Annotated in this window: 1 tRNA gene; it reads right to left on the minus strand. The window is 41.9% G+C overall.

The window, feature by feature from the left end:
- Positions 1–176: 176 nt before the first annotated feature.
- Positions 177–253: transfer RNA gene (locus tag GTP77_RS29970), tRNA-Ile, on the minus strand.
- Between the last annotated feature and the right edge of the window lie 48 nt (positions 254–301).

Genomic DNA, 301 nt, shown 5'->3' on the forward strand with positions numbered 1-301 from the left:
CTTGTCCCTATAACCTTGACGGCTATCGGTATCAAGCATTTACTACTGTGTTTGATGATTTATCTACTACCCTGAATATCTTGCGATATTCAATAAATCTTTACTTCTTCCAAATTGTTAAAGAACGATACTACTTAAACCTAAACGTCTGATCGCTTACGTTTAAACAGTAAAACTGGTAGGGCTGGTTGGACTCGAACCAACGACCCCCGCGTTATCAACACGGTGCTCTAACCAGCTGAGCTACAGCCCCAGAAAACGTTCTCTTTAAAAACAGCCGATAAGTGTGAGCGTTTGGCGT

The organism is Pseudoduganella aquatica (assembly GCF_009857595.1).
Lineage (GTDB): Bacteria > Pseudomonadota > Gammaproteobacteria > Burkholderiales > Burkholderiaceae_D > Rugamonas > Rugamonas aquatica_A.